Source organism: Amycolatopsis rhabdoformis (genome assembly GCF_035918295.1).
In the GTDB taxonomy this organism is placed as follows: domain Bacteria; phylum Actinomycetota; class Actinomycetes; order Mycobacteriales; family Pseudonocardiaceae; genus Amycolatopsis; species Amycolatopsis rhabdoformis.
Window position 1 is genome coordinate 4,832,162 of the sequence record NZ_CP142149.1, and the last position, 22,832, is coordinate 4,854,993.

At 71.7% G+C, this 22,832-nt stretch carries 21 protein-coding genes; 4 read left to right on the forward strand and 17 right to left on the reverse strand.

The features are described 5' to 3' along the window. Positions 1 to 37: 37 nt before the first annotated feature. The 6 genes from VSH64_RS21995 to VSH64_RS22020 are packed head-to-tail and all read right to left on the reverse strand — an operon-like array spanning position 38 to position 4,705. Positions 38 to 961 (reverse strand): VOC family protein, encoded by a 924-nt coding sequence (locus VSH64_RS21995; protein WP_326837527.1) that lies wholly within the window; start codon positions 959 to 961, stop codon positions 38 to 40. 25 nt (positions 962 to 986) lie between these two features. Further along, positions 987 to 1,832 carry a fumarylacetoacetate hydrolase family protein gene (locus tag VSH64_RS22000; RefSeq protein ID WP_326837528.1) on the reverse strand — a complete coding sequence of 282 codons (846 nt, stop codon included), beginning with the start codon at positions 1,830 to 1,832 and terminating at the stop codon, positions 987 to 989. Then, a complete protein-coding gene (locus VSH64_RS22005; protein ID WP_326838004.1) occupies positions 1,829 to 2,485 on the reverse strand; it encodes a 3,4-dihydroxy-2-butanone-4-phosphate synthase in 657 nt (218 codons plus the stop codon). The genes VSH64_RS22000 and VSH64_RS22005 overlap by 4 nt, the downstream gene beginning before the upstream one ends. A 39-nt stretch (positions 2,486 to 2,524) precedes the next feature. Next, positions 2,525 to 2,923 carry a YciI family protein gene (locus VSH64_RS22010; RefSeq protein WP_326837529.1) on the reverse strand — a complete coding sequence of 133 codons (399 nt, stop codon included), beginning with the start codon at positions 2,921 to 2,923 and terminating at the stop codon, positions 2,525 to 2,527. 26 nt (positions 2,924 to 2,949) lie between these two features. After that, positions 2,950 to 4,164 carry an acyl-CoA dehydrogenase family protein gene (locus VSH64_RS22015; RefSeq protein WP_326837530.1) on the reverse strand — a complete coding sequence of 405 codons (1,215 nt, stop codon included), beginning with the start codon at positions 4,162 to 4,164 and terminating at the stop codon, positions 2,950 to 2,952. Positions 4,165 to 4,207: 43 nt separating this feature from the next. Then, a complete protein-coding gene (locus VSH64_RS22020; protein WP_326837531.1) occupies positions 4,208 to 4,705 on the reverse strand; it encodes a flavin reductase family protein in 498 nt (165 codons plus the stop codon). Between the two features lie 128 nt (positions 4,706 to 4,833). On the opposite strand from VSH64_RS22020, the gene VSH64_RS22025 reads away from it, so the two are divergent. Beyond that, a complete protein-coding gene (locus VSH64_RS22025) occupies positions 4,834 to 5,529 on the forward strand; it encodes a GntR family transcriptional regulator (protein ID WP_326837532.1) in 696 nt (231 codons plus the stop codon). Between the two features lie 25 nt (positions 5,530 to 5,554). Here the strand turns inward: VSH64_RS22025 and VSH64_RS22030 are convergent, their stop codons facing one another. Continuing rightward, positions 5,555 to 7,171 carry a carboxylesterase/lipase family protein gene (locus tag VSH64_RS22030; protein WP_326837533.1) on the reverse strand — a complete coding sequence of 539 codons (1,617 nt, stop codon included), beginning with the start codon at positions 7,169 to 7,171 and terminating at the stop codon, positions 5,555 to 5,557. Positions 7,172 to 7,493: 322 nt separating this feature from the next. On the opposite strand from VSH64_RS22030, the gene VSH64_RS22035 reads away from it, so the two are divergent. Further along, the gene (locus VSH64_RS22035) at positions 7,494 to 8,513 is read left to right on the forward strand and encodes an AraC family transcriptional regulator (RefSeq protein ID WP_326837534.1); all 1,020 of its coding nucleotides are present in this window, start codon (positions 7,494 to 7,496) and stop codon (positions 8,511 to 8,513) included. A gap of 24 nt (positions 8,514 to 8,537) precedes the next feature. On the opposite strand, the gene VSH64_RS22040 is transcribed toward VSH64_RS22035, so the two are convergent. The 4 genes from VSH64_RS22040 to VSH64_RS22055 form a co-directional block, all read right to left on the reverse strand. Next, positions 8,538 to 10,049: an aldehyde dehydrogenase family protein gene (locus VSH64_RS22040; protein WP_326837535.1), complete on the reverse strand. Its 1,512-nt coding sequence runs from the start codon at positions 10,047 to 10,049 to the stop codon at positions 8,538 to 8,540. A gap of 85 nt (positions 10,050 to 10,134) precedes the next feature. Continuing rightward, a complete protein-coding gene (locus VSH64_RS22045) occupies positions 10,135 to 11,151 on the reverse strand; it encodes an AraC family transcriptional regulator (RefSeq protein WP_326837536.1) in 1,017 nt (338 codons plus the stop codon). 51 nt (positions 11,152 to 11,202) lie between these two features. Then, positions 11,203 to 12,882: an AMP-binding protein gene (locus VSH64_RS22050; RefSeq protein ID WP_326837537.1), complete on the reverse strand. Its 1,680-nt coding sequence runs from the start codon at positions 12,880 to 12,882 to the stop codon at positions 11,203 to 11,205. A 3-nt stretch (positions 12,883 to 12,885) separates the two neighbouring features. After that, positions 12,886 to 14,529 (reverse strand): FAD-dependent monooxygenase, encoded by a 1,644-nt coding sequence (locus VSH64_RS22055; protein ID WP_326837538.1) that lies wholly within the window; start codon positions 14,527 to 14,529, stop codon positions 12,886 to 12,888. A 139-nt stretch (positions 14,530 to 14,668) separates the two neighbouring features. Here VSH64_RS22055 and VSH64_RS22060 point away from each other — a divergent pair, with 139 nt between their 5' ends. Next, positions 14,669 to 15,895, forward strand: coding sequence for an alpha/beta hydrolase (locus VSH64_RS22060; RefSeq protein WP_326837539.1), 1,227 nt, complete (start codon positions 14,669 to 14,671; stop codon positions 15,893 to 15,895). Positions 15,896 to 15,995: 100 nt separating this feature from the next. Here VSH64_RS22060 and VSH64_RS22065 read toward each other — a convergent pair whose 3' ends face one another. From VSH64_RS22065 to VSH64_RS22085, 5 genes are read right to left on the reverse strand one after another with little or no spacing between them, the layout of a single operon-like run. Then, positions 15,996 to 17,201 (reverse strand): alpha/beta fold hydrolase, encoded by a 1,206-nt coding sequence (locus VSH64_RS22065; RefSeq protein WP_326837540.1) that lies wholly within the window; start codon positions 17,199 to 17,201, stop codon positions 15,996 to 15,998. Then, on the reverse strand, positions 17,198 to 17,458 hold the full coding sequence (locus tag VSH64_RS22070; protein WP_326837541.1) for a hypothetical protein: 261 nt from the start codon (positions 17,456 to 17,458) through the stop codon (positions 17,198 to 17,200). Before VSH64_RS22070 ends, VSH64_RS22065 begins: the two co-directional genes overlap by 4 nt. Further along, positions 17,455 to 18,066 (reverse strand): VOC family protein, encoded by a 612-nt coding sequence (locus tag VSH64_RS22075; protein ID WP_326837542.1) that lies wholly within the window; start codon positions 18,064 to 18,066, stop codon positions 17,455 to 17,457. The genes VSH64_RS22070 and VSH64_RS22075 overlap by 4 nt, the downstream gene beginning before the upstream one ends. 50 nt (positions 18,067 to 18,116) lie before the next feature. Continuing rightward, positions 18,117 to 19,064 (reverse strand): PDR/VanB family oxidoreductase, encoded by a 948-nt coding sequence (locus VSH64_RS22080; protein ID WP_326837543.1) that lies wholly within the window; start codon positions 19,062 to 19,064, stop codon positions 18,117 to 18,119. Then, a complete protein-coding gene (locus VSH64_RS22085; RefSeq protein WP_326837544.1) occupies positions 19,064 to 20,245 on the reverse strand; it encodes a cytochrome P450 in 1,182 nt (393 codons plus the stop codon). The genes VSH64_RS22080 and VSH64_RS22085 overlap by 1 nt, the downstream gene beginning before the upstream one ends. Before the next feature lie 196 nt (positions 20,246 to 20,441). Here VSH64_RS22085 and VSH64_RS22090 point away from each other — a divergent pair, with 196 nt between their 5' ends. After that, the gene (locus tag VSH64_RS22090) at positions 20,442 to 21,203 is read left to right on the forward strand and encodes a TetR/AcrR family transcriptional regulator (protein ID WP_326837545.1); all 762 of its coding nucleotides are present in this window, start codon (positions 20,442 to 20,444) and stop codon (positions 21,201 to 21,203) included. Between the two features lie 4 nt (positions 21,204 to 21,207). Here VSH64_RS22090 and VSH64_RS22095 read toward each other — a convergent pair whose 3' ends face one another. After that, positions 21,208 to 22,767, reverse strand: a complete 1,560-nt coding sequence (locus VSH64_RS22095) for an FAD-dependent monooxygenase (RefSeq protein WP_326837546.1) — start codon at positions 22,765 to 22,767, stop codon at positions 21,208 to 21,210. Between the last annotated feature and the right edge of the window lie 65 nt (positions 22,768 to 22,832).

Sequence of the window (22,832 nt, forward strand, 5' to 3'; positions counted from 1 at the left end):
TGGCGTCGGGGCTCGCGGGACGGGCGGCTCGGGTGGGTCAGCCGGGCGCGTGCGCGCCGGTCATGAGGGCGGCGAGGTCGTCCGGGTGCAGGAAGGAGGGAGGCGGCGGCGGGCCCCAGTTGAACAGCCCGGCCGCGCCGACGAAGGCCTCGGGTTTCCACAGCTGGTCTTCGAGGATGCAGTCGAGGTCGCTGTAGTACTCGGAGAAGTTGCCGGCGGGATCCTTGAGGTACCAGAAGAAGTTGGACCCGGCGTGGTGACGCCCGAGGCCCCACACGTGGCGCTCCGGGTGGTCTTCGAGCATGCGCGTGGCACCGCGGCCGACCTCGTCGATGTCCTCGACCTGCCACGACGTGTGGTGCAGGAAACTCACGGGTGCCTTGAGCAGCAGCAGGTTGTGGTGGTCGGTGGAACAGCGCAGGAACGCGCCGGTGCCCTTGATCAGGTCACTGACCTTGAACCCGATGCCCTCGACGAAAAACCGTTCGGACGCGGCGAAGTCGGTGGTGCCGAGCACGACGTGCCCGAGCTTGCGGGGCTTGATCTCGGTGGTGCGCAACACCCCCGGCGCGCGGGCGCCGGCGCGCTCGATCCGGCCCGGTCCGTTGTAGGCGGTGGCGGGGATCTCCGGCTGGCGCAGCCGCGGCTGCACCTCCAGCGCGACCTCCACCCCGCCGATCGGGTCGATCGCCGTGAGCCGGTCCCCGCGGCGGCTCACCACCGCTTCCACGGCGCGCAACCGGGCTTCGGCCCGGTCGAGGTCATCCGGGTCGTCGACCCCGACGGTGAAGGACACGAGCCGGCGCATGGCCGACTCGACCAGCCGCAGCTGGTTCCCGCCGTCCACAGTGGAGAACCAGCCGTCGGCGCGCGGGGTGAGCCCGAACTGGGTGTAGTAGGCGGCGGTTTCGGCGAGGTTCGGCACGCCGATCACCACCGCGGCCATCTTGTGCAGTGCCACGAGGCTGCTCCTGTCTGGTCGGGGCCTAGGCGGGCTGGGCGGACATCACGTGGCGCATTTCGCCGACGCCGCGCACGTAGCTGGTCAGCTCGTCGCCGGGCTTGAGGAACCACCGGGGGCTGCGGGCCAGGCCGACGCCGGCCGGGGTCCCGGTGAAGATCACGTCCCCCGGGTACAGCGTGACGATCCGCGAGAGGCGCGCCACCAGCTCCGGGATCGGGAACACCAGGTCGCTGGTGCGGCCCTTCTGCACCTGCTCGCCGTTGACCGAACAACCCAGCTCGAGATCGTCCGGGTCGTCGAGCTCGTCGGGCGTGACCAGCCACGGACCGAAGGGCGAGAAGCCCGGGAACGACTTGCCCAGCCCGAACTGCGGGGCCGGGCCGCTCATCTGCACCGTGCGGTCGGACAGGTCCTGGCCCACGGCCAGGCCGGCCACGTGCGACCACGCCTCGGCCGCCGGGACGTGGTGCGCCTGCTTCCCGATGACCGCGACGAGCTCGACCTCCCAGTCCACCGTGTCGCCGCTGAGCACCACAACGCCGTGGGCGCCGGCGAAGCTGGACACGTACTTGGGGAACACCGTCGGCGAATCCGGTACCGCGAAGTCCGCTTCGGCGGCGTGGTCGCGGTAGTTGAGCCCGATCGCGAACACCTGCCGCGGGTCCGGGCACGGCGGGCCCAGGCGCGACTCGTCCACGGGAACCACTTCGGCGGCCGGCGGGTCCGCCGCGAGCGCGCGCAGCTCGTCCCACCGCTCGAACAACCCGGACAGCGTGGCCGGCAGTCTTCCGCCGCTCGCCCGGTTGACGTCGAGCGCGCCACCCGGCACCGCCAGCACGGCGCGTCCGGCGAGGTTTCCGATCCTCATCCCAGTCCTTTCCTCGGGTCCGCGCGGACGTGGTCGTCCAGCGCGGCCAGTTCGTGCTCCACCACCTCGGTGAGCGCGACGCTCGCCAGGCCGTGCTCGGCGGCGAACTCGCGCGCCTCGGCCCCCGCGCACATCCGGGTCGGGTCCGCCGCGGCGACCAGGTCGGCCAGCACCGTCGCCGGTGCCAGCCCGGCGAGCTCCGCCAGCCGGACGGCCGCTTCGGCGCGGCCCACCCGTTCCAGCAGGCGCCCGTCGGCCGCGCGCACCGGGATGAGGTGCCCGGGCCGGACGAGGTCGGCCGGCCCGCTCGCCGGATCGGCGACCAGCCGGGCGCCACGGGCCCGGTCCCGGGCGGAGATCCCGGTGGTGATTCCCTCGGCGGCGTCGAAGGTCACGCAGAAGTCGGGCAGCGCGGTCGAGGTGGGGGCACACATCGGCGGCAGCCGCAGCTGCGCGCAGCGCGCGGCGGGGAGCGCCACGCAGACGAACCCCGACGTGTGGTCCACCACGAACGCCATTCCGGCCGGCGTCACCGTCTCGGCCGCCAGCAGCAACACACCCGCTTCGCCGGCGAAGTCGTCCACCAGCACGATCGGGCGGCCACGGGCGAACTCCGCCCGGGCCCGCGGCAACCCGGTCGCCGTCTCACGCATCACCGGCACGGCCCACCTCCTGTTCGGTCGCGGTCCGCGTCAGGCGATCTTCGGCTTGCCGCCCGAATAGAACAGCTGCACCGAATACGTGCCTTCGTTGAGCAGCCACAGGCGCACGCGGAAACTGCGGGCGCCCGAGCGGTGCATCGGGTCGGCTTCGGCGAACTTCGTCGCTTCCTCCAGCGAAGTGGCGCGGTAGACGAACATGCCTTCGCCGAGCCACTCCTGGAGGTCCTCGCTCGCGAACGGGCCGGCGGCGAACATGATGCCGTCGCGTTCCATCTTCGTCTGGTACTCGACGTGCGGATCGAGGCTCTCGAGCACCGGGCCGAGCCCGTTGGTCGGCGTCGAGAACACGACGTAGAGCTGTTTCGCCAGCAGATCGTGCGTCTCGGAGTACTCGACGAGGTCCTGCCAGGCCATGTGCGCTTCGGTCATTTCGATGCCCTTCTCAAGTGTCCTGCTCAGACGAGCGGGCTGACGCCCTCGTGGATGCCGAGCAGCGCGCGCCCGTAGACCTCGGCGCTGATCTCGGGGTTGGCCACGGCGTGGCGGCTCGCGACCTCGCTGTCACGCCAGATCCGCTGCATCGGGCTCGACTCGGCGAAACTCGAAGCACCGTGGGCGGTCACCAGCTCGCGGATCGCCTCACGGGCGGTCACGATCGCCTGGCCCACGTCCATCCGCGCCCTCGCGCGAGCCGTGTAGTCCGGGAACACGCCGAGGTGGGCGTTCTCGTCGATCTCCGCCGCGGCCCGGTAGGCCAGCAGGTGCGCGGTGTCCACCAGCGACGCGGCCCGCGCCACCGCCAGCTGCACGACCGGCGCCTGCGTCTGGTTTTCGTAGAAGGTGTAGGAGATCCCGCGCCGCGGCGCCTTCTCCACCACCAGGTCCAGCGCCGCCTGTGCGAGGCCCAGCTGCGGCCCGGCCAGGATGATCGCCGCGCCCGGCACGAACGGCGACCGGTACAGGGCCTCGTCCTTGAACGGGGTCGCGACCTCGCCCACGGTCATCTTCGGCACCGAGATGAACCGGTGCTCCGGCACGAACACCTCGTCCGCCACGAGCGTGTTCGAGCCCGTGCCCCGCATCCCGACGACGAACCAGGTGTCCTCGACCGTGAGGTCCGCCATGGGGATCAGCACCATGCCCTGGTCGTACGAGCGGCCCTCGCCCTCGGCGGCCGGTGTGCCGACCAGCGCCCACTGCGAGTGCAGGCAGCCGCTGGCCCAGCCCCACTTGCCCGTGACGACCAGGCCGCCGTCGACCACCCGCGCGGTGGCGCTCGGCGCGAACACCCCCGCGACGCGGTTGCGCGGGTTCTCGCCCCACACGTCCTGTTGCGCCTGCTCACCCCACATGCCGGTGAACCAAGCGCACACGTTCATCAGGCTCGTCGCCCACGCCGTCGACCCGCAGCCGCGCGCCAGCTCCCGCGTCACTTCCAGCTTCGTGCGGAAATCGACCTGGAGCCCGCCGAACCGCTTCGGCTGCATGATCGTGAACAGCCCGGCCTCTTCGATGGCCCGGATGTTCTCCTCCGGCACCCGCCGATCGTCTTCAGTGCGCTTCGCGTTGGCCGCCAGCAGCGGCACGAGCTTCGCCGCGCGGTCGACGAGGTCGGCCCGCAGCTGCCGATCCGCGTCGGTCGCACCCGGCCGATCGAGAATGATGGACATCACCAGCTCCTTTGCTCAGGGGAAGGGTTCGAGTCCCGGCGGATCACGTACAGAGCCCGGCCTCGCGCGCCAGCCGGGAATGCGTGCCGAAGGTCCGGCGCGCGTACACCAGCGGCGCGGCCGCGCCCACCTCGGAGGCGACGACCTCCGCCAGCACCAGCACGTGGTCACCCCCGGGCACGAGGTCCAGCACCGTCGCGGCCAGCCAGCCGCCCGCGCCGTCGAGCCGCGGCAGACCGTCCGCCTCGTGCCAGCGCAGGCCGGCGAACTTGTCCTCGCCCCGGCCCGCGAACGCCATCGCCACCGCGTCCTGGCCGTGGGCCAGGACGTTGACCCCGACCCGCCGCGACCGCCGCACGTGGGCGAGCAGCGCCGATCCGGTGTCGAGCGCGAAGCTCACCATCGGCGGGCGCAAGGACAGCGACGCGAACGAGCTCACGGTCGTGCCGTGGGGCCGGCCTTCCGCCGTGGTCGTGGTGATCACCGTGACCGGGGCGCACACCGCGCCCATCAGCTCGCGAAACGCTGCTTCGTCCACCACGTCTCGGCCTCCTCGCCGGTCGTCCCGGCAGCTCACCGGGCTGCCGGATCAGCTTCACCCAGGATTATCAATAAGTCAATACATTTTCAACATTGTCGGGAGCCTACGAACATGATTGACTGACCGCCATGGCCGCGACCAAGCCTTCGACGCGCGCCGAGCGGGTGTACCTGGCTCTGCGCAAAGACATCCTCGCCGGACGGCAGGCACCGGGAAGCCGGCTGCCGTTCGCGGAACTGTGCAGCCGGTACGAATCGAGCATGGGCGTGGTCCGCGAAGCGCTGACCCGGCTCGCCGCCGAGGGCCTGGTCCAAGCCGAGCCCCAGCTGGGCTTCCACACGACGCCGATCTCCATCGAGGACCTCGAGCACCTCACCGAGGCGCGCGTGGCCATCGAATCCCTCGTATTGCGCGAAGCCCTGCAGCACGGCGGAATCCAGTGGGAGTCCGAAGTCCTCGCCGCGCACCACCGGCTGCAGCAGACGCCGCAGACCGTCGCCGACGACCCGGACCGCCTCGCCGACGAATGGGTCGAGGCCCACGCCGCCTACCACCTGGCGCTGCTGTCCGGCTGCCCGAACCCGCGGCTCCTCGCGATCGCGCACTCCCTGCGCGACTCGGCCGAGCTGTACCGCCGCTGGTCGATCCCGCTGGGCCACGAGCACCGCGACATCGTCGGCGAGCACAAGTCCATCCTCGACGCCATCCTCGCCAAGGACACCGAGGCCGCCGTCGCCATCCTCGTCGACCACATCCAGCGCACGACCCAGGTGCTGCTGCGCTCGGTCGACGAGAGCCACACCGGAAACGCCGACACCGCCTGACCTTCCGGCGGTGTCGGCGTCCGGGTCATCCCGCGGCTTCGGCGGGTCCGGCGGAAACGTCGTCCCAGAACGCACTCCGGTGCCGCTCACCGAAGTTCTCGACCTCGTACGAGGCGGGCGCGGCGAGCACCAGCACGTTGTCCCGCACCGGGTCGTAGGCCTTCCACTCGGGCAGCGGCGACGCCGGCGCATTGGGGCTGCCGTGGTGCGCGAACGCGGCCCAGTACCCGACCATCGTGTCCGACAGCAGCAGATCGGCACCGTCGAGAGCGATCGCCTGGCCGCCCGCCCCGCCGAAACCGGGGAACAGGTACTGCAGGTCCTTCGTGTGCGCCGAGCCGTACGGGAAGGAAACCGGCGGCCACGGCGTCGGCAGGTGTGGCGCGTCGAGTTCGTAGGAGTAGACGTGCTCGACGAACCGCCGCAGAACCCGGTTGGCCTCCCGGTTTCCCAGGCCGATGAAACCGCAGTCACCGATCGCCGTGGACATGGCTTCGCTCGCGGACCCGTGTTTCTCCGGCGGGTACGCCTCGGCCACGTCGGCGATCCGGGCCGGGTCGACGGTGCGCCCGATCAGCAGCTCCGGCAACGTGGTGAGCGCCTGGGTCAGCACCGGCAGATAGGCCTCAGTCGGGATCGGCTGCCCGGTGGCGAGTTCGAGCATCCCCTGGAACCAGTGGAACTCCGTTCTGGTCGTGCCGTTGATGATCGGGACCCGCGCGAACCGGCCGGTGGTGAACAGATCGACCATCGGTTCCGGGATCACCGCCCCGTCGGCGGTCTGGCCGATCTCGTACTTGCCGGTGCCGTATTCGCCTTCGGGCAGCAGGTTCGCCGCCAGCAGGTCGGTGGTCGCGAGCGCGCGCAGCTCTTCGCTCGTATGCCGGCTCGCCCCGGCGTCGCGGCAGAGGTCGTGGCCGATCCGGTCGAGGTCCCGGGTTTCCGGCGTCCGCAGCAGCGGCGTGGCGGTGCCGCTCTGCACGATGGCCCGGTGGAACAGGCCCGCCGAGCCCGGTGACGCGAGGTGGCACCACACGCTGATGCCGCCCGCGGACTCGCCGAAGATCGTGACGTTGGAAGGATCCCCGCCGAACGCGGCGATGTTGTCCCGCACCCAGCGCAGCGCCGCCTGCTGGTCCAGGATGCCGTAGTTGCCGATTTCGTGGTCCTCGGCGTTGATCGCCGGGTGGGAGAAGAACCCGAAGATCCCCACCCGGTAGTTGAGCGACACGAACACGACCCGGCCGCTCGTGACCAACGCGGACGGGTCGTAGTCGTCGCTGCCGCCGATGAACAGGCCACCGCCCGGGAACAGCACCATCACCGGCAGGTTCGCGTGCTCGTCCGCGCCTTCGGGGGCGAACACGTTGAGGTACAGGCAATCCTCGGTGTTGCTGGAGAACCCGAAGCCGGGGAACGAGGTGTTGTTCTGCGCGCACACGGGACCGAAGGAAAAGGCGTCCCGCGGCAGCCGCCGGCCGGCGACCGGAGCGGGCGGCCGCCACCGGAGCTCGCCGACCGGCGCGGCCGCGTACGGGATGCCGAGGAACCGGTGCAGGCCTCCGGAGACCAGCCCGCGGATCGGCCCGCTCGCCGTCGGCACCGTCAGCTTCGGTGCCGTCTCCCAGTATTCGTGCCCCATGCTCACCTCCATGTGAACGGGTGCGAAGCCGGCGCACGGGCGGCGATGACGCCCGGCCCGGTCACGGAGATCAGACGCTAGGTCGCCGATCCGCGGACCGCTGTCCGCTCGGCGCAGCACTGTCCGCGAAGCGCTGCGGCGTTCGGCCTGGTCTTTGCCACCGCAGGGGAGCGCGACAGACGCCGGTCACCCCGCCGACCGCATCGCCGACTGTGCGTCACAAACGTGACGGATGAGTCCGACTCGCTTATGCTGTCCCCTCGAACACCGGTGCCGCCCCGGCTTTCGCCCGGGCCACGAACCACAATGGACGGTCGGAGCAGTGACGCTGACGCCGCCGATGCCCTCGACGCTTCCGACGACGGCCTCGAACCCGCCCCTGCGGCGGTACGTGCGATTCCGCACGAACGACGCGGGCCGCGCCGAGCACGAAGGCGCCCTGGCTATGTCGCGCCACCGCCTCCACGCGCCCGATCGCCACGCCTTCCACTCGCGGCTGCACGCGGCGGACATCGGCAGCTCCACGCTGGTCTACCTGGCCTACCGGGAAGCGGTGCGGCTGGAATCGGCCGAACCGATGGACTACTACACGCTGCAGCTCGTGCTGAGCGGCAGCTTCGAGGTGACCACCGACACCGGCCGCGCGCAGGTCCACGCCGGCGCGGCGTGTGTCCTCTCCCCCACCGAACAGCTGCACATCCGCTTCGCACCGGGAACCCGGCAGCTGGCCGCGAAGGTGCCCGCCCGGGCCCTCGACCAGGCCTTCGGACAGCTGACCGGCGAGCCGTCCGGGCGGCCCGTCGTCTTCGACCTGCCCGCACCGAGTGCCGCGTCGTGGCCCGCGGTCCTGCAACTGGCCGCCGGCACCGTCGACCGGGCCGGCACCGGCCTGGTCGCGCCGCGGCTCGGCGTCGAGCTGGAACGGATGCTGCTGACCGCGTTGCTGCTGGCCCAGCCGCACACCGCGACCGCCACCCTCGGCCGGCCGGCGGGCGGACGAGGCTTCCGCGCGGCCGGTGAAGCGGCCGACGCCGTGCGCACGAGGGTGCGCACGGCGCCGGGTGAACCCTTCGACTGGGCCGAACTCGCGCGTGGCCACGGCGTGGGCCTGCGGACGTTGCAGCAAGGCTTCCAGCACCGCTACGGACGCACGCCGTCGCAGTACCTGCGCGATCTGCGCCTCGAACGAGCGCACGAGCTGCTTTCCGCGAGCGCCGGGGGCACCGGCCGCACGGTCACGGACATCGCGGTCGAGTGCGGGTTCGTCCACCTGGGCCGGTTCGCCGGCGACTACCGCCGCCGCTACGGCGTGAGCCCGTCCGACGCCCGCCGGCCCGGTTGACCCGCGGACGCCGGACGGCACCGATCAGAGCGGCAGGGCCCGGGTGCCCAGCTCCACGGTCATCCACCGGATCTCGGTGAAGTCGTCGAGCGCGTCGACTCCCGAGCGGCCCCAGCCGCTGTCCTTGACGCCGCCGTTCGGCATGTGCGCCTCGTCGTTGACCGTCGGGGTGTTCACGTGCACCGCCCCCGAGTCCACCCGCGAGGCGATCTCCATGCCCCGGGCGGTATCCGCGGTCACCACCGAGAACGACAGCCCGTAGCGGCTCGCGTTCACGAGCGAGATCGCCTCCTCGTCGTCGTCGACCGGGCGGACGATCACCACCGGACCGAACGTCTCCTCACACGACACGCTGATGTCGTCGGGCACGTCGGTGAGCACGGTCGGCCGGCAGATTCGGCCGCTGATCGTGCCGCCGGTCGCGATCCGCGCACCGGCCGCCACCGCCTCGGTGACCCTCGTGCGGACCTGCGCCACCGCCCGGTCGTTGATGAGCGGTCCGACGATCGTCGACGGATCCCGCGGGTCGCCGACCGGCAGGGACTCGGCGACCTGGACCAGGCGCGCGAGGAACGCGTCGTGCAGCGGCCGGTGCACGAGCACGCGCCGCGCGTTCATGCAGATCTGGCCCTGGTGGAAAAACGCGCTGAACGCGACGAGCCGGGCGGCGTGGTCGACGTCGGCGTCGTCGCGCACGATCACGTGGTTGTAGCCGCCCAGTTCCATCACGCTGCGCTTCAGCGCCGCGCCGCTGCGTCCCGCGATGGTCCGGGCGGTGCCGGCCGAGCCGGTGAAGTTGAGGCAGCGCACCGCCGGGTTCGCGTAGAACTCCTCCGCGAGGTCCGCGGCGTCGGCGGGCGCGTGGGTGACGACGTTGATCGTCCCGGCCGGGAAACCCGCCTCGGCGAGCACCTCGGCCACCATCAGCCCGGCGGTGACCGGAGCTTCCTCCGACGGCTTCACCACCACGGTGTTGCCCGCGGCCAACGGCGCCACCACGGTCCGCCAGGCGAGCACCGTGGCGCCGTTCCACGGCGTGAAGCCCGCGACGACCCCGAGCGGTTTGCGCTCGGCGAACGCCATGGTGTGCGGGTTGTCCGAGCGCAGCAGCTCGCCGCTCGGCCGGAACACCCAGCCGGCGGCGTGGCGCAGCAGCGACACCGACCAGCCGAGCTGGAACTGCGCGAACGCCCGGCCCGTCCCGGTTTCGGCGGCCAGAGCGTCGGCGAACCGGTCGGTGCGCGCCTCGAGCAGGTCCGCGGCGCGCAGGAACAGGTGCCGCTTCTCCGAAGGCGCGAGCGCGGCCCACGCCGGCTGGGCGCGTTCGGCCGCCTGCACCGCGGCGGCCGCGTCTTCCCGCGAACTCGCGGGCACCCGGGCGAAAACGCTGTCGTCGAGCGGATTGCGGCTCTCGACGGTGGCACCGGAGCGCGCCTCGACCCACTCGCCGTCGATGAACTGGCGGTAGGTGCGCACGGTGGTGTCCGGTGCCGGGGGCTGGGCCGAAACGCTCGGCCCGCTTGTCGTCGTGGTCATGGTCTCCCTCGTCACGTCGTTGTCGACGATGTGGAACCACATCGTGTCGGCGTGCGGGAAGCGGGCCAATCCGCTTCGCGTCGGGCTATCCGCGATGCGCGACGCGCGCGGCGGACAGCGTCGCCGACGGCGACACCCCGAAGCGCCGCCGGTACGCGCCGCTGAACCGGCCGAGGTGCCCGAACCCCACGCGGTGCGCGACCTCGGCCACGGTCCCGGACGGATCACCGGTGAGCTCGCGGTGCGCCCGGTCCAGGCGGAGGTCACGCAGATACGCGGTGGGCGGCACGCCGACGACCTGACGGAAGCTTTCCTGCAACGCCCGCACGCTGATCCCGTGCACGCGGGCCAGGTCGGGAATCGGCGGCGGGCTGTCGCCGCGCTCGGCGATGCGGCGGAACTCGTCCACGACCTGGACCACCACGGTCCGTCGGCGCGCGCTGTCGATCGAGAACAGCCGGTCCGTCCCGTCGTGCGGGTGCGAGAGCAGCAGGCTCGAGAGCACCATCCGTTCGAGCAGTTCCCCGGTGGCGTGCGGAACGGCGCGCCCGGTGCAGCGATCCACTGTGCCGGCCGCGAACCGCACGGTCGTGAGCCAGTCGGCCACGGCGCCGGTCACGAGCGCGAACCGCGGCAGGGGTGCATCCGACAGCGGCGGGGCCACATTCCGTTGCAGGACCTCGACCGGGATCTTCACGATGAGCTCCGCGGTTCCCGGGGCGAAGCGCAGCCGCAGGCCGTCACCGGGACCGACGACGGCGCCCGATCCACAAGGGACACCGGCGACGAGCCCGTCCTTGAACACCTGCAGCCGGCCGCGCACCGGCACCAGCAGTGTGTAGTAGTCCATCGGCGCCGTGGCTTCGACGGCCACTTCGCCGGCGTACTCGACGAACGCGAGCGTCAGACCGCCCACGGCGACCGCGTGCAGCCGGGTCGCGAAGAAGCCTTCGGCGCCCAGTGGCCTGAGGCGGTGCGGGGACAAGGCGGCGGCCCCTTCACTGGCGGCCTCCCGCGGGTCCCGGGTCGCGACCACGAGGTGCTCGCGCAGCGGCACCGGCTCGCGCCGGCCGTCGACGACCGCGGGACCGCGACCCTGCATGTGCCCACCTCCGGCTGATCCCCGCACCGTCCGGCGAAAACCGGTGCACCGCTAGTGCGCCGCGCCGGCGCTCCCGGTCTCGTTCGCGATCTTCTTCGCGATGTCTTCGCGCAGCCGCACTTTGGCGACCTTGCCGATCTGCGTGCGCGGCAGGCTTTCGACGATCTCCACGCGCTCGGGCCACTTGTACTTCGCCATGCCCAGCCGTTCCAGGTGCGCGCGGACATCCGTGAGCGCGGGCGGCCGGGCCGGGTCCTGGGGAACCACGAACACGCAGCCGCGTTCGCCGAGGCGCGCGTCGGGCATGCCGACCAGCGCCGCCTCGCGCACGGCTTCGTGCTGGGCGATCAGCGTTTCCACCTCTTCGGCGTTGATCTTCTCGCCGCCGCGGTCGATGAGGTCCTTCACCCGGCCCTCGATCGAATACAGCACCACGCCGTCGTGCTCGTGCGCGCGGACGAGGTCACCGCTGCGGTAGAACCCGTCGGCCGTGAACGTCTCCCGATTGCGGTCTTGCGCGTCGAGGTACCCGCGAATCGTGTACGGCCCGCGGGCCGCCAGCTCGCCGGTTTCCCCGCGCGCTACCTCTTCGTCGGTACCGGGCCGGAGCACCCGCACCTCGTCCAGCGGCGAGATCGGCGCACCGACGGTCGTCGCCCGCAGGTCGGCCGGCGCACCGGAAGGCGTGAACAGGAAAAGCCCTTCGCTCATCCCGAACGCCTGCGTCACGTGCACCCCGCGCCGTTCCAGGCCGTCGAAAACGGATCGCGGCACCCGCGCGGCCGTGAGCACCCAGGTCCGCAACCGCGACACGGCGGCGTCGAACCCGGGGTGGTCGAGGTATTCGCGGGCGAGCCCCGGCGGGCTCATGACCCAGGTGGCCCGGTGCTCGGCCATCAACGGCAGCAGCGCGTCCGCGGCCGGGGTCGCCAGCAGCAGCGCCGCACCGGCCGAGTGCGCGGCGTGCAAACCGTTGGACAGCGCCGCGTTGTGCACGAGCGGCAGGCCGAACGCGAGCACACTCGTGTGGTCGTGGCCCCACCAGCGGGCGGTCGCGGTCGCGTTGTACCAGTACTCGGCGTGCAGCCGCGGAATGACCTTCGGGGTGCCGGTCGTGCCGCCGGAGAGCTGGTAGACGGCCGGCGCGCACGGATCGAGGGCGGTGGCCGCCGCGACCAGGCTCGCCCGTTGCTCGACCGACACGGGCCGCGAAGCGAGGTCCTCGATCCGGAGCCCGGGGCCGTCGGCGGAGCCGCCGACCGTGAGCAGCGTCCGCACGCTCGGCACGAGCGATCGGATCTCGGCCGCGAACGCGACGAGGTCGAACTTCGGCAGATCGGCCTGCACGAGGTGGGCGACCGCGCCCGTCTGGCGGGCGATCTCGGAGATCTCGTGGCGCCGGTGGATCGCGAGCGTGCAGACCGGAATCAGCCCGGCCTTGAGCAGGCCGTACCAGGCGACCACGGCGGTCTTGCTGTTGGTGAGCTGCAGGATGACCCGCGCGCCCGGCTCCAGCCCCGCCTGCAGCAGTCCCGCGGCCACCGCGTCGGAGCGCTCGTCGAGCTCGCCGTAGGTCAGCGACCCCAGCGAGGTGATCAGCGCGAGCCGGTCGCGGTGCTGCGCCACGGTGGCCCGGAACGCGGTGGGCAGCGACCGGTCCGACCACGCACCGGCGGCCCGGTAGGAGTCGGCGATCTCGTCGGGGTAGGCGATCACACCCGCGTAGGTCATCGTTCAGTCCCGTTCTGTCGTGAAGGCGACGAAGTCCGTGCGGCCGGCGAGGACCCCGTCCGCGAGGTCGTCGGCGAAGCCGGGCGCGGCCTCGGCGACGGTGAACAAGGTGGTCTCCGACCGGATCCGCTCCCCGGCCGCCAGCGCGTCGAGCAGGACCCGCCGTGAATCCCCGGCCGCGAACCAGATGCCGTCCGCGCCGGCCTTGAGGAGTTCCTCGCACTGCTCGACCAGTGCGTCGCCCGCCACGCCGAACGCGTCACCGGTCGGCGCGGACAGCGTGGCGATCAGCACCGCGTCCGGGAGCCGGCGCCGCGCTGCCGTGACGGTACCCGGCGTCCCGGTCACGCGCTCGTACCGCGGAAGGGCGGCGGTCGAGCCACCGCCGAGGACCCGCGTGGGCGAGGCGAACGCCGCGACCCGGTGCGGTTGAGCCAACACCCAGTCCGTGGGGCGCTCCAGGGCCGCATCCTCGACCGGCGCACCGCTGAACGCTTCGAGCCCGGCGCGCAGCAGGTCCGGATCGTGGCCGGCGAGGCGTGCCGCCGAAACCACGCCCGCCCGGCTGAGGTAGGCGAGCATGAGCCGCGCCGGGGCGAGGTCCACCCGCTGCCGCAGCGACTCCCACCACTGCTGGCTGCGGACCGCGGTCTCCTGCAGCGCTTCGACCCGCGGCCGGCGGGTGGCCTCGTACCGGTCGAGTGCGGTCTCCAACGGCCCCGCGTCCGGTTCGGCCAGCGCGGCCACCAACGCGATGGCGTCTTCCATCGCCATCTTGGTGCCGGACCCGACCGAGTAGTGCGCCGTGTGCGCGGCGTCGCCGATCAGGACCACGTTCTCGTGGTGCCACCGCTTCACGTTCACCGTGCGGAAGCGCATCCAGCGGGAGCGGTTGCCCAAAAGCTTCGCACCGCCGAGCACGCTGTGGAACGCGTTCTGCAGGTAGTCGATGCTGTACTCGTCGGATTCGTCGGCAGGGCAGGAAAGCGTGGCTGCTTCCAGCCCGGCGCGCCGCCAGGTGTCGACGTCGGTCTCGACACCGATCGTGCTCCGGTCCTCGGCGTAGGGATAGCCGTGGATGTTGACCATGCCGTGCTCGGTGAACGCCGGGGCGAACAGGTTGCTGGGCAGCCGCGCCGAACACCCGAGCCACATGAACAGGCCGCGACCGGGCGCGACCGTGGCGTCGAGGTGCGGTGCGAGCTCGGTGCGCACCGTGCTGCCGGCGCCGTCGGCCCCGATCACCAGATCCGCGTCGCGCACCTCCTCCCACGACCGCTCACGGCCCAGCTCGACTTCCACGCCCTTCTCGAGCGCCGCGTCGAGCAGCAGGGACAGCAACCGCGACCGGGCGATGGCCAGGCCACCGGCTTGCCCCTTGCTGCGGGCGGACACGCCGTTGACCCGGATCTCCTGGTGCGGCATCGGCACGCTCGCGGCCACCATCGCCTGGCACGTGTCCGGCGCGACGTCGGCTACCGCGCGCAGCGTCCGCTCGGTGAACGCGACGCCGAAGCCGAACGTGTCGTCGGGCACCGATCGCTCGCTCACACGCACGTGGGTGCCGGGAAACCGTTCCCGGATCAGCCGGGCCGCGAACAGCCCGGCCGGTCCCCCACCCACCACCTCAACCCTGCTCAACGTCATGGCGGCAGTGTAAACCGAACTACGACTGATTCGTCAATATTAAGACTCACATGTTGACACCGCGGTGCCCCGACCGCAGACTTCCGTCACGAACAGGCCGCGCCGAGTCGCGGGCGGCCCCGACGAAAAGGAGTCCCGCATGACTGCGCCGACCGGCGAGCGGCTGGGCGGACATCGGCATCCCGCTCCGGCGCCGATTCCGGAGAACGTGACGATCAGCCTGCACACGGCCGAAACGCTCGACGGCGCGAAGGTCAACGGCGTGCTGTACCACCCGCCGGGCGCCACGACCTGTGTCACGGTCCTGCACCCGCGCCTGGACATGAGCCGCCACCCGATCATCGGCCTGCTCCTGCGCGCCGGGCTGGCCGTGTGGAGCCACGGAATGCGCGCGGTGGGCACCGATCACTCGCTGGTGCACGAGCAGGCTCTGCTCGACGTCGCCGCCGGCTACCGGATCGTGCGCGACCGCTACGAGCGCCTGGTCCCGCTCGGCCACTCCGGCGGGGGCACGCTCAACGCGTTCTACCTCTGGCAGGCCTCGGCCGCCCCGCAGGACCGGATCGCCACCACCCCCGCCGGACGGCCGACCCGGCTCGCCGAGGCCGACCTGCCCCTGCCGGACGCGGTGGTGTTCCTCGCCGCGCACCCGGGCCAGGGCGAGGTGCTGCTGCACTCGATCGACCCGAGTGTCGTCGACGAACAGGACCCACTGGCCCGCAACCCCGAGCTGGACCTGTTCGACCCGGCGAACGGCTTCGCGGAGCCACCTTCGAGCGCGAAGTACTCAGCGGAGTTCCTGCAGCGCTACCGCGCTGCCCAGCGAGCCCGCCTCGACCGCCTCGACGCCGTCGCCCGTGAGTGGGTCGAGGCGAAGAACCGCGCTCGTGCGCGCTATCGCGAGACCCGGTCGCCGGACGACCGCCGCGCCACCATCGCGCCGCGTTTCCTGATCGTGAACCGGACCGAGGCTGATCCGCGGTATGTCGACCTGTCGATCGATCCCAACGACCGGCCGTACGGGTCACTGCACGGCTCGCTGCCGCACCTCATCAACTACGGCACGGTCGGATTCGGCCGGATCTGCACGCCCGACGCCTGGCTCTCCACGTGGTCGGGCCTGTCCACCAACGCGTCGTTCGCGAAAGCCGCGCCGCACGTGACCCTGCCGACCCTCTACCTCGAGTTCTCCGGCGACCAAACCCTGCTGCCCCAGGACGCCCAGCGTCTCTACGACCTGCTCGGCGGTGTGGTCAAGGAACGCGCGGTGCTGCCCGGGCTGCACTTCGGTGCCGCGCTGACCCAGGGCGGCCGGCCTGGCATCGAACCGGCGGCCGAGGCCATCACGGAGTGGCTCGAGGGGTGAAGCCGACGCTCCGGCCGGTGTCCGGCCGGAGCGTCGATTCGCCTTGCTCGCTCAAGTCATGCTTGGTCACCGCATGCTTGCTCGATCCGTTGCCGGCTCACTACACCGTCTCGTACCGGCTCGACAGCCACCGCCGGAGATGGCCGGCAATCGAGTGCTCTTCCAGGCCGGCGGCCGGAGACGGACCCAAGTCCAGACTCGGCACCCGCAGGTGCGTCTTGTCCGCGGCTCGCAAAGCGTCGAACATTTCCCTCGACACCGCCGGAAAACCGACCACGTCGTCACCCGCCTCGACGAACAGCGTCGGCACGTGCACACCGGCCGCACACCGCCGGAAGTCGGCGTTGGTGGTGAAGGCGGACCACACCGAGAGCCACGCGTCGGGCGTGGCGACCCGCGCGAAGCCGGCGAAGCCGTAGTTGGTCAGGTCCGGCCGAGGACCCCAGGCCGAACCGTACGGGCGGCCGCTGGGGTCGAGGGACGGATCGACACCGCGCGGATCCGCATCGGTGCGGTAGGTCGTGATGAGCCGCGGTGTGCTGTCGAGCCGAAGCTCGCCGCGGGTCTCGGAGCGCGCGAACGCGGCCCGGGCCCGCGACGCGGTGGCAGCAAGCTCGCGAGCCCGCACGTCGATGCGGTGGACCCGATCGTGTTGCGCGGCCCGGTAGTGCGCCAGGAAGTCGGCGGAATACGTGCTCGGCTGCGGTGGGGCCGCGAAGCCGTTCGCCGCTCGATACAGGTCCAGCGCCGGATTTCGCGACGCCGGATCTTCGTCCACAACGGACGGATCGATGCAGTGCAGCAGCACGTGGCCCTCACCGGGGTGCGGCGCCACGAAAATCACGCCGTCGGGCACCGGCATCCGCACGCCGGCCAGCGCGACGGGCCGGCCGGCCGGTGTCACGTCGAGCCGGAACTCCGGCTCCATCGCGGCTTGTTCCACGTAGAAGGCCTGCAGCGCACTGCCGCCGGAATGGCCGAGCGTGACCACCGAGGAGAACCCGAGGTCACGCACGAAGCTCATCCCGGCGGCCACGTCCAGCAGCGCCTTTTCGTAGACCAGCGCGACGTCGTTGCCGCCGCTTCGCGTCCCTTGGGTCCAGACGGACACCCCGCTGTCGAGGAGGACGTCGACCAGCGGGTGATGCGTCGTCGACCGGCGCGGGTGCGTGAGCACGACCGCGGTCGTCGCGCCGGGCAAGGCCCGCAGCACGCCTTCCACCCGGGCGCCGTCGAACGTCGTCAGCTCGTGCACGGTGACCGTGACGGGCCGCGGCCGGTTCGCGCCCGGCGCGCGAGCGCTCACGCCGGGTCGTCGGCCGTGGGTTCCACGACGAGCTCGGTCTTGTCCCACGTGCGGACCCGGCCGCCGGCGATCGCGGCGACCGAGCTGTACCACACGGCGTTGCGCGCGCCGGTGGCGTTGCGGTCGATCCTGATCGGCCCGTCGGCGCACACCTGGAAGTAGGGGCCCCGGCGGACCACGGTCACGTCGGGGTCCTTGGCCGCGACCTCCGCGAGGGGCCGGAAGTCGTCGACGTCGAGCACGAACAGCGCGATCATGCGAAGCTCACCTGCGCCGGCTCGTCCACGTAGCGCTCGGCGATGAGCTCGGCCTTGCGCGCGTAGAACTTCTCGAGCGTGGGCTCGGGATCCGCGGCCACGTCCATGAGCGCGTCGGCGCTCAGGTTGGCGTCGAGGTCGTCTTCGACGGTGATCGCCCGCAGCGGCCGGGTGATCTCCATCAGGTAGCCGTTGGGATCGGTCACGTAGATGGATTCCACCGTCTCGTGCCGGACCTGGAGCTCGCACGGCCACTCGCTCCGGTCGAGCCGGGCGCGGTAGTCGAGCAGGTCCTCCTGCGTGTCCACGTGGATCGCCAGGTGTCGCGCGCGGTGCAGCAGATCCGGGATCTCGCTGTCCCGGTAGGGCTCGATCCCGAAGTAGTAGAAGAACGCGAGCCGGTCGCCGTTGCCGATGTCGAAGAAGAAGTGGATGAAATCCGGGTGCTTCTCCGGACCCCAGCCGAGCGCGCAGGTCGCGTGCACGACGGGGAACCCGAGGACGTCGCGGTAGAACGCGATCGTGGCCCGCGGGTCGAACGTCGGGAAAGCCGCGTGGTCGACTCCTCGAACCTTGTGTTCGAGCGAATCGGTGCCGGGGGACGTCATTCGACGCTTCCTTTCGAGTGGAGGAATTCCTGCGGTGCGGCGCAGGCGGGTCAGAGGTCGAGCACCAGCCGGGCGGAGCGGCACCGGGAGACGCACACGAGCATGCGGTCGTTGGCGGCCTGCTCGTCGGCGGTCAGGATCGAGTCGCGGTGGTCGGGTTCTCCGGCGAGAACCGGGGTCTCACAGGTCCCGCAGGTGCCCTCCTCACAGGAGGTGAGCACGTCGACCCCGTGTTCGAGCAGCACGTCGAGCAGCGAGCGCTCCGCCGGCACCTCGAGCGTGCGACCCGAGGCCGCCAGCTCGACCGTGAACGGCAGGTCTTCGCCGGCGTCGATCTCGCGGGCGGAGAAGCGCTCTACGTGCAGCGTGCCGGGCGCCAGCCCCGCGGTCGCGAGTTCCACCGCCGCGAGCAACGGTTCCGGCCCGCAGCAGTAGATCAACGCCTCCGGCGGCAGTTCGGCGATCAGCGCGGGGAGGTCCAGCAGACCGCACTCGTCGAACGGAACCGCCTGCACCCGACCGGGTGCGGACTCGCGGGACCGCAGCTCGTCGAGGTAGGCCATGGTGGAGCGGGAGCGCCCGCCGTAGGCCAGCTTCCAGTCCGCGCCCTCGCGGCCGGCCTGCTCGATCATGGGCAGCAGCGGCGTGATCCCGATCCCGCCGGCGATGAACAGGTAAGCGGGCGCCTTCTCGAACTCGAAGTTGTTGCGCGGCCCGCCGACCACCACCGTCTGTCCCGGGTGCACCTCGTCGTGCACCCGGCGGGAGCCGCCGCGGCCGGTTTCCTCGCGCAGGACGGCGATCCGGTACGTCGACGGGTCGTCGGCCGGGCCGCAGAGCGAGTACTGGCGGACCGTGGCCGGGTCGAGCCGCAGATCGATGTGCGCGCCCGCGGTCCAGCCGGGAAGCGCTTCACCCGGGCGAGCCCGCAGGACCAGTTCCACGACCCCGTCGGCGACCGAGCGCCGGCCCGCGACCGTCATCTCGAACTCGGCCATCAGCGCTCCGGGGTGAACGCGACCGGCAGCGCGGAGACGGTCATGAGCTTGCCGCCCTTCAACCCGCTCTGCTCGATCTCGCCGTCGACGCGGAGGTCGGGCAGCCGGGACAGCAGCTCCCGCAGGGCGATCCGCATCTCCGCGCGCGCGAGGTGCTGGCCCTGGCACACGTGCGCGCCGGCGCCGAACGCCACGTGCCGGTTTCGCTTGCGCTGCGGGACGAACTGCTCCGGGTCTTCGAACTCACGCGGATCGCGGTTGGCGGCGGCCAGGTTCAGCATGACCCGGCGACCGGCCGGCACCGGCTCACCGCCGACGTCGACCGGGCACGTCGTGGTCCGGGCGAACAGCTGCAGCGGGGTCGTGAGCCGCAGGCTCTCCTCGACGACCCGCGGCACGATCCGCTCGTTGTCCTCGATCTCCTCGCGCAGACCGGGTTCCACGAGAACGTGGCGGAGCAGCCCGGCCACCCCGGAGGACGTGGAGTGGTGACCACCGAGCAGGTACGCGACCAGCAGACCCGCGGCACCGGCGTCGTCGATGGGGACGCCGGCCACCTGGCGCTGTGCCAGCGCGGTGAGGAAGTCTTCGCGCGGCTCGCGCCGCCGCTCGGTCAGCTGGGTTTCGGTGAAGGCGACGAACTCGGCCATGCGCTCGTCGAACGCGGGCGTGGCGATGCTCTCGAACAACGCGTCGGCCGTGTGCGCGGCCTCGACGGCCGCTCGCTGGTCGAGGCCCACCATCCGGCCGATCACGATCGCGGGCAGCGGGGCGGCGAACTCGGCGACGAGATCGGCGTGGCCACGCCCGGCGAACCCATCGATCAGCAGGTTCACGATCTCGGCGAGGGTCGGCTCGAACGCCCGGACGCTGGCGGGCGTGAGCGGCGCTTCGAGCATCGCGCGCCACTTCGAGTGCTCCGGCTCGTCCCACTCCAGCGCAGGCACCCGCGGCAGCCCGCTCGGCGGGATGAACACGCCGTCCGCCGAGGAGAACGTGGCCGGCTCGGTCAACGCCCCGCGGACGTCGGCGTAGCGGCCGACGAAGTCGAAGCCACCGTGGCGGGGGCTGTGGACCACGGGGCACCGCTCGCGCATTTCGGCGTGGGCCGCGCGGACCTCGTCGGCCGGCCGACTCGCGTCGAGGTGGTCGAGGACCGCATCAGATTCCGTGGTGGTCATCGTGCACCTTTCGTCTTCTTCGACGTTCACCGGATCTTCGGGCGGGAGACCGCCCTCCCGGCTGCACTCATGACACCACGTTGCGCCTGGATCGTCAATATTGTGACAGCTGAGTCACCATGCCTTGGCCGGCCGGACTCGCGGCTCCTCCTCCTGGCCACGCGGGCGTCGCCGCGCGCGGCCTACGATCGACCGCATGGCCTCATCGACCCCGCGCACCAGCGACACCGCCGAACCCGGAGCCACCGGCGCGCGGCGAGCTCGCAACCGGAGCTCCACGACCCGGCGAGACCTCGTGATGGGCGAGATCCTCGAACACGCGACCCGGCTCTTCGCCGAACGCGGCTACGACGGGACGACGTTGCAGGACATCGCCGAGGCGATCGGTATCACGCGCCCTGGTCTGTACAACTACATCTCGAGCAAGGAGATGCTGCTCGCGGCGCTCGTGGCCGACGTGACCGGAAGCACCGCGCAGATGCTGCGGGACATCCGGCAACGCGACCTCAGCGCCACCGAGAAACTGCGGGCGTTCGTGCGCGCACTCGTTCTCCAGCGCGCGGCGGCGCCCGAACGGTTCCGGGTTCTCGACCGCACCGAGTCGGCCCTGCCCGAGCCGATCGCGGGAGAACACCAAGCGGCGAAACGGGAAGTGCTCTCCGAAGCGGAGGCGATCATCGCCGAGGGGATCGCCACCGGCGAACTGCAGCCCAAGAGCGAGCGCGTGGCCGCGTTGTCGGTGATCGGCATGGCCAACTGGGTCGCCTGGTGGTTCCACCCCGGCCCGGACCACCCCGCCGAGCCGATCGCCGATCAGATCGCGCAGAACGCGGTCGACATGATGGTGTCGCCGGCCGGCGCCCACGCCGACCAGGCCTCACCGCGGCGCGCGATCGAAGCGATCCGGCAGAACCTCGACTTCGTGGAACGGCAGCTGGCGAAGTCCGCGGACGACTGAGGGATCAGCCGGCGCCGACCGCGGTGGCGATGATCTCCGGCGTGAGGCCGGTGCCCGACCAGGCGATGTGCTGGTCGGGCCGGACGAGGAAATGCCGGTCGCGCCACGGATAGCTCGCCGGAGCCTCCACAATGGTCAGTGGGATGCCAAGACTCGCGGCGGTGCGCCGAGCCGTCTCGACCGTGGCGCGGTCGGCCGCGAACCGGCCGAGCAGGGTGAGTTCCCGGCCCAGCGAGTCGTAGAGCGAGGCTCCGTTTTCCAGCCAGGCATGGGGAAGCCGACGGCCGGCGTCCGCCGAGGGTACATACCGGTCCAGGTCCGTCGGCCGCTGCACGGAGCCGCCAGTGACGATCGGCGAGCCGCCGTAGTGGTACCCGAGCACGAGCCCCAGGCTGTGGAACTCGGCGCGTTTGCGGAGCTGGATCTGCTCCGCGTCGCGGGCGAGGTCGCCGATCCCGGCGCCCAGGTTGCTCTCGGCGGCGTCGATGGTCTGCTGCACCACGGGCCGGCGTTCCGCTTCGTAGCTCGCCGGCAGCGCCGGCTTCCCCCAGCCCTGCACCACGGCGGCGATCTTCCAGCCGATGTTCACCGCGTCGCCCACGCTGGTGTTGAAGCCGTGGCCGCCCCACGGCGGGTTGAGGTGCGCGCTCTCGCCGACCAGGAAGACCCGGTCCGTCTGGAACCGGTCGGCCACGAGCATGCGCGCCTGCCACGGATCCGACGCGAGCACGGTGTGCTCGACGGTGTGGCCGACGAGGCCTCCGATCAGCTCGGCGGAGTGCGCTTCGCCGAATTCCTGGCCGGTGCCGGGAAAAATGGCCCACCAGGTACCGCGCAGATCCAGCCGGCCGATCAGGCCCGGGTGCGGCCCGCCGACGACCCAGTACTGCACGGCGGGCGGCAGCTCCGGGTCGAGGTCCGGCGCGCTGAACACGACGTTGAAGTTCGGCCGCGGATCGGAGTGGCCGACGAACCGCGCGCCGATCTCCTTGCGCACGAGGCTTCCCGGGCCGTCGCACCCGAGCAGGTACCGCGCGGCCACCTGCCGCGCCGCCCCGGAACCGTCCTCGACCGTCACCAGCACCCGGTCGGCCTCCTCCGCGACCGCCGTCACCCGCGAACCCCACTCGGCCGCGGCCGGCGCGCGGCGGGCCAGGTGCCGGCGCAGCACCTCCTCCACCACGGGCTGCGGAATCGCCAGCGCGCTTTCGGCGTGGGTCGGCGCCGGGCTCGACGACAGCGCGAACGCACCCGGGAAGCTCGTGATCTCCGTGCCGTCGAGGGAATCGCAGAACACGACGCGGTCGGACCAGCCGTGCGGAACCGGCGCGGCGGCGCGGATCTCGCGCGCGAGGCCCCAGCGCCGGAAGTGTTCCATCGTGCGCACGTTGGTGGTCTTGGCCCGCGGGCGATCGTGGCTCACCTCGGCGCGCGGCTCGACCACCAGGCACTCGATCCCGTGGTGGGTCAGCTCGGCGGCCGCGGCCAGGCCGGCGGGCCCGCCGCCGGCGATCAGCACGGTCGTCTCGGACACGGGGAGGCGGATGCCAGGCGAAGTCGTCACGGCACGGATGATGGCCACGGGGCGCGGCTGCCCGGTGCCGGAGTTTCAGTCAATGGCACAGCATC